Origin of the sequence: Mesorhizobium sp. M6A.T.Ce.TU.002.03.1.1 (genome assembly GCF_003997275.1) — a bacterium.
GTDB lineage: Bacteria > Pseudomonadota > Alphaproteobacteria > Rhizobiales > Rhizobiaceae > Mesorhizobium > Mesorhizobium mediterraneum.
The window spans coordinates 21918-31209 of sequence record NZ_RZTI01000070.1 but is presented as its reverse complement, the minus strand read 5'-3'; the positions used below and the strand labels follow the sequence as shown (position 1 = coordinate 31209).

The 9292-nt window shown below is 62.5% G+C and carries 10 protein-coding genes; 6 read left to right on the top strand and 4 right to left on the bottom strand.

The features are described from left to right. Window positions 1–212: 212 nt before the first annotated feature. The 6 genes from EOC93_RS20300 to EOC93_RS20275 all read left to right on the top strand — a co-directional run bounded on the left by EOC93_RS20300 (window position 213) and on the right by EOC93_RS20275 (window position 5225). Window positions 213–854: a 50S ribosomal protein L25/general stress protein Ctc gene (locus EOC93_RS20300; protein WP_126105267.1), complete on the top strand. Its 642-nt coding sequence runs from the start codon at window positions 213–215 to the stop codon at window positions 852–854. Window positions 855–877: 23 nt separating this feature from the next. After that, the gene (gene pth / locus EOC93_RS20295) at window positions 878–1606 is read left to right on the top strand and encodes an aminoacyl-tRNA hydrolase (protein WP_127205497.1); all 729 of its coding nucleotides are present in this window, start codon (window positions 878–880) and stop codon (window positions 1604–1606) included. 95 nt (window positions 1607–1701) lie between these two features. Then, window positions 1702–2805 (top strand): redox-regulated ATPase YchF, encoded by a 1104-nt coding sequence (ychF, locus tag EOC93_RS20290; protein ID WP_127205496.1) that lies wholly within the window; start codon window positions 1702–1704, stop codon window positions 2803–2805. A 331-nt stretch (window positions 2806–3136) separates the two neighbouring features. Beyond that, complete coding sequence (gene corA, locus EOC93_RS20285) at window positions 3137–4111, top strand: magnesium/cobalt transporter CorA (RefSeq protein ID WP_127205495.1); 975 nt, start codon at window positions 3137–3139, stop codon at window positions 4109–4111. A gap of 185 nt (window positions 4112–4296) precedes the next feature. Then, window positions 4297–4758 (top strand): MaoC family dehydratase, encoded by a 462-nt coding sequence (locus tag EOC93_RS20280; protein ID WP_127205498.1) that lies wholly within the window; start codon window positions 4297–4299, stop codon window positions 4756–4758. Continuing rightward, a complete protein-coding gene (locus EOC93_RS20275) occupies window positions 4755–5225 on the top strand; it encodes a MaoC family dehydratase (protein WP_127205494.1) in 471 nt (156 codons plus the stop codon). Before EOC93_RS20280 ends, EOC93_RS20275 begins: the two co-directional genes overlap by 4 nt. 176 nt (window positions 5226–5401) lie before the next feature. On the opposite strand, the gene EOC93_RS20270 is transcribed toward EOC93_RS20275, so the two are convergent. From EOC93_RS20270 to petA, 4 genes are all read right to left on the bottom strand, one after another. Further along, window positions 5402–5947 carry an adenine phosphoribosyltransferase gene (locus EOC93_RS20270; RefSeq protein ID WP_095484226.1) on the bottom strand — a complete coding sequence of 182 codons (546 nt, stop codon included), beginning with the start codon at window positions 5945–5947 and terminating at the stop codon, window positions 5402–5404. A 309-nt stretch (window positions 5948–6256) separates the two neighbouring features. Then, the gene (locus tag EOC93_RS20265) at window positions 6257–7129 is read right to left on the bottom strand and encodes a cytochrome c1 (RefSeq protein ID WP_126105263.1); all 873 of its coding nucleotides are present in this window, start codon (window positions 7127–7129) and stop codon (window positions 6257–6259) included. Between the two features lie 89 nt (window positions 7130–7218). Continuing rightward, window positions 7219–8514 carry a cytochrome b/b6 gene (locus EOC93_RS20260; RefSeq protein WP_127205493.1) on the bottom strand — a complete coding sequence of 432 codons (1296 nt, stop codon included), beginning with the start codon at window positions 8512–8514 and terminating at the stop codon, window positions 7219–7221. Window positions 8515–8531: 17 nt separating this feature from the next. Continuing rightward, window positions 8532–9092 carry a ubiquinol-cytochrome c reductase iron-sulfur subunit gene (gene petA / locus EOC93_RS20255; RefSeq protein ID WP_127205492.1) on the bottom strand — a complete coding sequence of 187 codons (561 nt, stop codon included), beginning with the start codon at window positions 9090–9092 and terminating at the stop codon, window positions 8532–8534. Between the last annotated feature and the right edge of the window lie 200 nt (window positions 9093–9292).

Genomic DNA, 9292 nt, shown 5'->3' with positions numbered 1-9292 from the left:
CCCCAACGGCTTGCACCTCGCCCCACCTTCCGCTATAGAGCCGCCACCCGCGTAGACACCCTTGGAGGCAACGCGGCGGAAGGCTGTCCGGCCTGCGTGATCCCAAAAAAGATTTTGGACCAGATCATGTAAGGCCATGACGGCTTTCGACGTTTACGGCCCAGGCGTCTCGCCGGCCGCGAACGCTCCAGAACAACGCGAAAGGAAATGCCATGAGCCAAGCTTCTTACGAGCTCAAGGCCGAAGCGCGCGAACAGGTCGGTAAGGGGTCCGCCCGTGCAGTTCGCCGTAACGGTAAAGTGCCTGCAGTAATCTACGGTGACAAGCAGCCTCCCCTGGCGATTGCCCTCACCTACAAGGACATCTACTACAAGATCCATGGCGGCGGGTTCCTGACCACGATCGCCACGATCGATGTCGACGGCAAGAAGATCCAGGTCCTGCCCAAGGACTTCCAGCTCGACCCGGTCAAGGATTTCCCGGTCCATGTCGACTTCCTGCGCATCGGCAAGGACACAGAAGTCAATGTCGACGTGCCGGTCCACTTCATCAACGAGGACAAGTCGCCCGGCATCAAGCGCGGCGGCGTGCTCAACATCGTGCGTCACGAGGTCGAGTTCCACTGCCCGGCCAATGCGATCCCGGAATTCATCACCGTCGATCTCACCGGCACCGATATCGGCGATTCGATCCACATCTCGGCGGTCAAGCTGCCGGCCGGCGTCAAGCCGGTGATCTCCGACCGCGACTTCACCGTCGCGACCATTGCCGGCTCCGCGGCGATGAAGCCGGAGGCGGAAGAGACGGTCGAAGCGGCTGAGCCCGAAGCGGCTCCTGCTGCCGAAGAGAAGTAATCCCTTTCCGCCCGGAGGTGACGATGCTGCTGTTTGCAGGCCTCGGCAATCCGGGCGCGAAATACGCCAACCACCGGCACAATGTCGGCTTCATGGCGGCGGACGCAATCGCCCGCCGCCATTCCTTTTCGCCCTGGTCGAAGAAATTCCAGGGCCTGATTGCCGAAGGCACGCTTGGCGGCGAAAAGATCATCCTGATCAAGCCGCAGACCTTCATGAACAATTCAGGCCAGTCGATTGGCGAAGCGCTGCGCTTCTACAAGCTCACGCCCTCGGCGCTCACCGTCTTCTATGACGAGATCGACCTCGCCGACGGCAAGGTCCGCGTGAAGACCGGCGGCGGCGCCGGCGGTCACAACGGCATCCGCTCGATCGACGGCCATGTCGGCAACGCTTACCGCCGCGTGCGCATCGGCGTCGGCCACCCGGGCGTCAAGGAATTCGTCCAGCATCATGTGCTTGGCGATTTCGCCAAGGCCGATCGCGAATGGCTGGAGCCGCTGCTCGACGCCATCGGTGATCATGCCGAAATGATTGTGAGGGGTGATGAGCCCGGCTTTATGAACAAGGTCAGCGTTGCCGTCCAGCGCAAGACCGGTGCTACGCCCGAACGCGAAAACGCGGGGTCGAAACAGCAGAGCCCTAAACAGCAAAGCCACGTCCGTCAGGCGCGACAGCAGCCGGCGGTCAAGCTGCCGCAAACCGGCCCGATGGCCGCCATGCTGAAGAAGCTGTTTGGCGGCAAGGATTGAGCTTCGGCGTGAACGGAGCGAAGGGCTTGACGTTCGTCGCCGCTTTCGCCCATAGCCCTCATCAAATTTCGATTTCCCGATAGGACCGGATAAAAATGGGTTTCAAATGCGGCATCGTTGGCTTGCCCAACGTCGGCAAGTCGACACTTTTCAACGCGCTGACCAGGACGGCGGCGGCGCAGGCCGCCAACTATCCGTTCTGCACCATCGAACCGAATACCGGCGAGGTGGCGGTGCCCGACCCGCGTCTGCAGAAGATCGCGGCGATCGGCAAGTCGAAGGAGATCATCCCGACCCGCATCTCCTTCGTCGACATCGCCGGCTTGGTGCGCGGCGCCTCGAAGGGCGAAGGGCTGGGCAACCAGTTCCTGGCCAACATCCGCGAGGTCGACGCCATCGTCCATGTGCTGCGCTGCTTCGAGGATGATGACATCACCCATGTCGAGGGCCGCATCGATCCCGTCGCCGACGCCGAGACCGTCGAGACCGAGCTGATGCTCGCCGACCTCGACAGCCTCGAGCGCCGCATCGTGCAGTTCCGCAAGCGCGCTTCCGGCAAGGACAAGGAGGCGTTGACCGTGCTTCCGATGATGGAAGCCGCTCTTGAACTCCTGCAGGCCGGCAAGCCGGCCCGCATTTTGCTCAAAGGTATCTCCGCGGAGGACCTGCGTATCCTGCAGGGGCTGAACCTGCTGACGTCGCACCCCGTTCTCTATGTCTGCAATGTCGCAGAGGCCGACGCCGCCACCGGCAATACGCACACCAAAGCGGTCGAACAGATGGCTGCCGCGCAAGGCGCCCGTACCGTGGTGATTTCGGCAGCGATCGAAGCCGAGGTCGCGCAGCTCAGCGACGACGAGGAAATGGAATTCCTGGCAACGTTGGGCCTTGAGGAGCCAGGCTTGAACAAGGTGATCCGCGCCGGCTACGAGCTTTTGCAGCTCATCACCTATTTCACCGTCGGGCCAAAGGAAACGCGCGCCTGGACCGTGCACAAGGGCGCCAAGGCGCCGCAAGCGGCAGGCGTCATCCACACCGATTTCGAGCGTGGCTTCATCCGCGCCCAGACCATCGCCTACAACGACTTCGTCGCGCTGGGTGGCGAAGTGGCCGCCAAGGAAGCCGGCAAGGCGCGCGACGAAGGTAAGGAGTATGTCGTCCAGGACGGCGACATCATGCTGTTCAAGTTCAACACCTGACCTGACCGACGGCGCATTCTTCCTGCTCCCTTTGCGGGAGAAGGTGGATTGGCGTGCAGCGCCAAGACGGTTGAGGGGTGTTAGCCGGAGCGCTGTGGGTGCCAAGCTGGAACACCCCTCATCCGACCGAGCTTCGCTCGGCCACCTTCTCCCACAAGGGGAGAAGGGAGAGACCGCACGGGCCCTTTCCGCGTGGCTTGACTGCCCGCAATGCCCGGTCTAAGGGGCGTCTGCACCGGCCCGCGCTTTCGTCGAAAGCCTGTCCCGTGCAATCCGAAACGACACGCCCGCTCGAACCCATCCTTTTGGCCTCAGCAAGGGAGACCCGGCGATGATCAAGGCATTCGTCGTGGACAATGATCGCCTGCGCGTTGCCGACGATCTCTTGGCAAACAGCGACAAGGTCGTCTGGGCCGACCTTATGAACCCTACCAAGGAAGAGGAAACGGCCATCGAGACTTGGCTCGGTGTTGCCATTCCGACGCGCGAGGAGATGGAGGAGATCGAGATTTCGAGCCGCCTCTATATCGAGGACGGCGCCTATTTCATGACCGCCACGCTGCCGGCTCAGACCGAGGCCGACGATCCGCTAATGTCGCCGGTCACCTTCGTGCTGGCCGGCAATAGGCTGATCACCGTGCGCTACCACGAGCCGAAGGCCTTCAAGACCTTTCCGCTGCGCGCCGAGAAGGTGGCGACCGGCTGCACCAGCGGCGACACCATCCTGATCGGCCTGCTGGAGGCGATCGTCGACCGCCTCGCCGACATTCTGGAGCGCGCCGGCCGCGACATAGAGACGATCTCGCGCGACATCTTCGAGGCACGCTCGACCGAGGCTTCCAAGCGCAACCGCGACTTCCAGGAATTGCTGAAGGCCATCGGCCGCAAGGAGGACATCGCCTCCTCGATCCGCGACAGCCTGATCTCGCTGCAGCGGCTCGCCGGCTTCCTCACCCACGCCTCGACCCAGACCAAGATGAGTAAGGACATCCGCGCGCGCATCAAGACCTTGTCGCGCGACGTGCTGTCGCTCGCCGACCACGCCACCTTCCTGTCGCAGAAGATCAACTTCCTGCTCGACGCGACGCTCGGCATGATCTCGATCGAGCAGAACGCCATCATCAAGATCTTCTCCGTCGCCGCGGTCATCTTCTTGCCGCCAACGCTGGTCGCGTCGATCTACGGCATGAATTTCAATGTCATGCCCGAGCTGAGCTGGCATTTCGGTTATCCCTTCGCCATCGGCTTGATGATCCTGTCGGCGATCCTGCCCTTCTGGTATTTCCGCCGCCGCGGCTGGTTGTAAAGCCTTCGGACCTTCTGTTTCGCTGGCTGTTCCGTGGGGCGCGCGATGGCCTGGCGCACCAGAAATTACTTGACCAAATCCCGTCCCACCTGCATCCGGGAACCCCGATCCGTGGCGATCGTGCAATCTTGAACCGGATTCCAGACCATGACCGGAAAGAATTCCAGACCATGACCGGCCAGACCATGATCGGAAAGACTTGGGCCTATGAGGATTTCGTCGAGGGCGCCTCGCTCGACCTCGGCACGAAGCTGGTGAGCGCGGCCGAGATCATCGAATTCGCGCAAGAGTTCGATGCGCAGCCGATGCATCTCGACGAGGCGGCGGGCAAGGCCAGCATCCTTGGCGGGTTGGCGGCCTCCGGCTGGCACACCTGCGCGATGTTCATGCGCATGCTGTGCGATGCCTTCCTGCTGGACTCGACCTCGCAGGGCGCCCCCGGTGTCGACCTCGTCAAATGGAAAAAGCCGGTGCTGGCCGGCGATATGTTGACCGGCAACACCACCGTCCTTGCCAAGCGCCTGTCCAGATCGAAGCCCCAGCTCGGCCTCGTCACCATGCGCAGCGAGCTTTTCAACCAGCGTGGCGAAGGCGTCTTCGAACTCGAGAACACCGTCATGTTCCTGACCCGAGGGGCCAACGCGTGAGCATCGACGAATTCTTCTGCATCGGCGTCACCGTCACGCTCGGTTCGCATAAATTCGAATCCGAGGCGATCAAGGCGTTCGCCAGGAAATACGATCCGCAGATATTCCATCTCGACGAAGAGGCGGCGAAGAGGAGCGTGTTCGGCGGCCTGTGCGCCTCGGGCTGGCACACAGCGGCAACCTGGATGAAATTGAACCTCGAGACCGGCGTGGAGGCCAACGGCGCCCGCTGGGCCGGCGCTGGGCCCGCGCCCGAATTCGGCCCCTCGCCCGGCTTCAAGAACCTCAAATGGCTGAAGCCCGTCTATGCCGGAGAAACCGTGACCTTCACCCGCACCGCGCTTGCCCATCGCCCCATCGCATCACGGCCGGGCTGGCGGTTGCTCACGCTGCGCTCGGAGGCCTTCGATTCGACCGGCGACAAGGTCATCGAGTTCGAAAGTGCCGTGCTGGTGAAGATGGGGTGAGAGCGCGCTGCTTACCTTCTCCCCTTGTGGGAGAAGGTGGATTGGCGCGCAGCGCCAAGACGGATGAGGGGTGTTGGAGGGAACTCAACGCCTCACTCTGTCCAGCACCCCTCATCCGACCGAGCTTCGCTCGGCCACCTTCTCCCACAGGGGGAGAAGGGTAAGAAGCACGCCTCTCAATGCCCCTCAAACCCGATCAGCGTCCTGACTGGCACGCCGAGCGCTTCGAGCTTCTCGCGGCCGCCGAGGTCCGGCAGGTCGATGACGAAGCAGGCGGCGAGGATGTCGGCGCCGATCTGCCGCAGCAGCTTGACCGCTGCCTCCGCCGTGCCGCCCGTGGCGATCAGGTCGTCGACGAGGATGACCTTCTCGCCCGGCGACACGCCATCCTTGTGCATCTCCATCTCGTCCAGCCCATATTCGAGGCTGTAAGCGACGCGCACCGTCTCGTAAGGCAGCTTGCCCTTCTTGCGGATCGGCACGAAGCCGGCCGAGAGCTGGTGCGCGATGGCGCCGCCAAGGATGAAGCCGCGCGCCTCGATGCCGGCGATTTTGTCGATCTTCTGGCCGGCGTAGGGATGCACCAGCTCATCAATGGCGCGGCGAAAGGCGCGCGCATTGCCGAGCAGCGTGGTGATGTCGCGAAACAGGATGCCCGGCCTGGGATAGTCCGGAATGGTGCGGATCGCGGCAAGCAGCGTGTCTTCGAGCGAAGGTTTCATGGGGCGGCTCTCCGAAATATTCGTCCGATTCGACTTGAAGACGTGAAAGGAACTCGGGCCGATCGTAACCCGGGGCGGCCGGCGACGGCTACCGCGATGTGGCGCCTGGAAGAAAATTGTCCGGCAAAGGACTTAGCCGACGGTCTAGAGCGACGTGAGTCCACTTGGACGCACAAAGTACGCTCTAACACTTTGAATCTACGCATCATATTTTCCGAAAATCGATTCCCGATTTTCGGGCCGATGCGGTAGGGAAATGCAAAAAGGGCGCCTTTCGACGCCCTTTCGATCTCGTGGCTCTTCTGTAGCTCAGTGCGCCACGCCGGCCCACACCTTGCGCTTGGTCAGATAGACTAGCGCGCCGAACAGCAGCAGGAAGACCAGCACGCGAAAGCCGGTCTTCTTGCGGGCTTCCAGATGCGGCTCGGCTGCCCACATCAGGAAGGCCGACACATCGCGGGAATACTGGTCGACCGTCTGCGGCGAGCCGTCGTCATAGGTCACTTGATCGTCGGAAAGCGGGTTGGGCATCTTCAGCGACACGCCGGCTATGAAGTACGGATTGTAGTGCGTGCCTTCCGGTATCTCCATGCCCGCCGGCGGCTGCTCGTCATAGCCGGTCAGCAGCGAGTGGATATAGTCGGGACCGCCCTGGGCGTATTGCGTGAAGATGTCGAAGACGAAACGCGGAAAGCCGCGCTCGACGCCGCGCGCCTTGGCCAGCAGCGACATGTCGGGCGGGGCAGCCCCGCCATTGGCGGCCGCTGCTGCCTGATCGTTGGGGAACGGCGCCGGGAAATGGTCGGACGGTATGCCGGGACGATCGAACATGTCGCCGGCATCGTTGGGACCATCATTGATCGTGTACTCGGCCGCCAGCGCCTTGACCTGCGCTTCCGAATAGCCAAGATCTTCCAGCGTACGGAACGCCACCAACTTCATCGAATGGCAGGCCGCGCAGACTTCCTTGTAGACCTTCAGCCCGCGCTGCAACTGCGCCTTGTCGTAGGTGCCGAACGGCCCGGCGAAGCTCCAGTCCATCTCCTTCGGCTCGTGTATCGGGAAATGCGTCGGCTGGGCTTCGCTGTGCGCCTCCTCCTGGGCGATCGCCCCGGTGGTCGCGGCCGCAGTGCCCGCCAATACAAGGCCGAGCAGCGCCAGCGAGGTGAGAATCGTCTTCATGCCAAATCCCCTTGAGATTCTCTGCCGCGCTGTCGTCGTCTCGAGCATGATCTTTTCCGAAAACCGGTCTCCACTTTTCGGGATCATGCTCAGCCCTTGGTTTCCGCGGCTGTCGCACGAGCCGGATGTCCGCCACTTTTGTTCTTCTCGAGCACCGCCTCGGTGATCGAATTCGGCAATCGCCGCGGCGTCTCGACCAGGCCTAGCACCGGCAGCACGACCAGGAAGAAGGCGAAGTAGAACAATGTCGCCATCTGCGCCATGAAGACATAGCTGCCTTCGGCTGGCTGCGAGCCCAGCCAGCCAAGCAGGACGGCATCGATCACGAACAGCCAGAAGAACAGCTTGTACCAGGGCCGGTAGACCGCCGAGCGCACCTTCGAGGTGTCGAGCCACGGCACCAGGAACAGCATGGCGATGGAGCCGAACATCGCGAGCACGCCACCGAGCTTGGAGTTGATCGGCCCGATATTGAAGGTGATGGCACGCAGGATCGCGTAGAACGGCAGGAAGTACCATTCCGGCACGATATGGGCAGGCGTCTTCAGCGGGTCGGCGACTACGTAGTTGTCGGGGTGACCGAGAAAGTTCGGCAGGTAGAAGACGAAATAGGCGAAGATGAACAGGAACACGAGCATCCCGAACGCGTCCTTGATGGTCGCGTAAGGGGTGAAGGCGACGGTATCGGTCTTCGACTTGACCTCGATGCCGGTCGGGTTCGACTGGCCGACCACATGCAGCGCCCATATATGCAGCACGACGACGCCGGCGATCATGAACGGCAGCAGATAATGCAGTGAAAAGAAGCGGTTCAGCGTCGGGTTGTCGACAGCGAAGCCGCCGAGCAAAAGCTGCTGAATCCAGTCGCCGACCAGCGGGATGGCGCTGAAGAAGCCGGTGATGACGGTCGCGCCCCAGAAGCTCATCTGCCCCCAGGGCAGCACATAGCCCATGAAGCCCGTCGCCATCATCAGCAGGTAGATGATGCAGCCGAGGATCCATAGAAGCTCGCGCGGCGCCTTGTACGAACCGTAGTAGAGCCCGCGGAAGATGTGGATGTAGACGGCGACGAAGAAGAACGACGCGCCGTTCGAATGCATGTAGCGCAACAGCCAGCCCGAATTCACGTCGCGCATGATCTTCTCGACCGAATCGAAGGCGAGAGTGCTGTCCGCCGCATAATGCATGGCCAGCACGATGCCGGTCAGCATCTGCGCCGTCAGCATGATCGCCAGGATGCCGCCGAAGGTCCACGCATAGTTGAGGTTGCGCGGCACCGGATAGGCGACGAAGCTGTCATAGACCAGCCGCGGCAGCGGCATGCGGGCGTCGAACCAGCGTCCGATACCGGTCTTGGGCGTGTAGGTCGAGTGTCCCTCGCTCATCGAAATGTCCCCTAGCCTCAGCCGATACGGATCTTGGTGTCGGAAATGAACTGGAACACCGGCACCGACATGTTCTCCGGCGCCGGCCCCCCGCGGACGCGGCCGGCGGTGTCGTATACCGAACCGTGGCACGGGCAGAACCAGCCGCCGAACTCGCCTTCCTGGCCGAGCGGAATGCAGCCGAGATGGGTGCAGACCTGGACCATCACCATCCAGGCCTCCTTGCCCGGCATGGTGCGGTTGGCGTCCGTCGCCGGCGCATCGGCCGGCAAATTGGCGTTGCGGGCGAGCGGATCCTTGAGCTGGGCCAGATTGACCGCCTCGCCGTCCTTCATCTCTTGTTCTGTGCGGTTGCGCACGACCACCGGCTTGCCGCGCCATTTCACGACAAGCGACGTTCCCGGCGTCAGCGAAGAGACGTCGATCTCGACCGAGGCCAGCGCCAGCGTCGAGGCATCCGGGCGCATCTGGTCGATGAACGGCCAGGCGACGGCACCCGCGCCGACCACTGCGGCCATGCCGGTGGCGACGTAGAGAAAATCACGACGGTTGGGATCCTGGATGTCGGTTGCGCTCACGGGTGCCTGATCCTTTCGCCTCTTCCGTGCCGGTGGCCGAGCCTTATTCCCCGCTCATTCACGCCAACCCGACAGCGCATGGCGAACAGGCTAGCGAATTCCTCCGGCATTTGGACTTCGGTTTATGCGTGAAGCCTGTTTTTGTCCAGACGGGTGAAGGCACAAGGGCAGATTGTCGCGGGGACGCAATTCGGCGTCGG

Coding starts and splice junctions, on each gene's coding strand:
- EOC93_RS20300 (WP_126105267.1), top strand. CDS start 213: ATGAGCCAAGCTTCTTACGAGCTCAAGGCCGAAGCGCGCGAACAGGTC.
- pth (WP_127205497.1), top strand. CDS start 878: ATGCTGCTGTTTGCAGGCCTCGGCAATCCGGGCGCGAAATACGCCAAC.
- ychF (WP_127205496.1), top strand. CDS start 1,702: ATGGGTTTCAAATGCGGCATCGTTGGCTTGCCCAACGTCGGCAAGTCG.
- corA (WP_127205495.1), top strand. CDS start 3,137: ATGATCAAGGCATTCGTCGTGGACAATGATCGCCTGCGCGTTGCCGAC.
- EOC93_RS20280 (WP_127205498.1), top strand. CDS start 4,297: ATGATCGGAAAGACTTGGGCCTATGAGGATTTCGTCGAGGGCGCCTCG.
- EOC93_RS20270 (WP_095484226.1), bottom strand. CDS start 5,947: ATGAAACCTTCGCTCGAAGACACGCTGCTTGCCGCGATCCGCACCATT.
- EOC93_RS20265 (WP_126105263.1), bottom strand. CDS start 7,129: ATGAAGACGATTCTCACCTCGCTGGCGCTGCTCGGCCTTGTATTGGCG.
- EOC93_RS20260 (WP_127205493.1), bottom strand. CDS start 8,514: ATGAGCGAGGGACACTCGACCTACACGCCCAAGACCGGTATCGGACGC.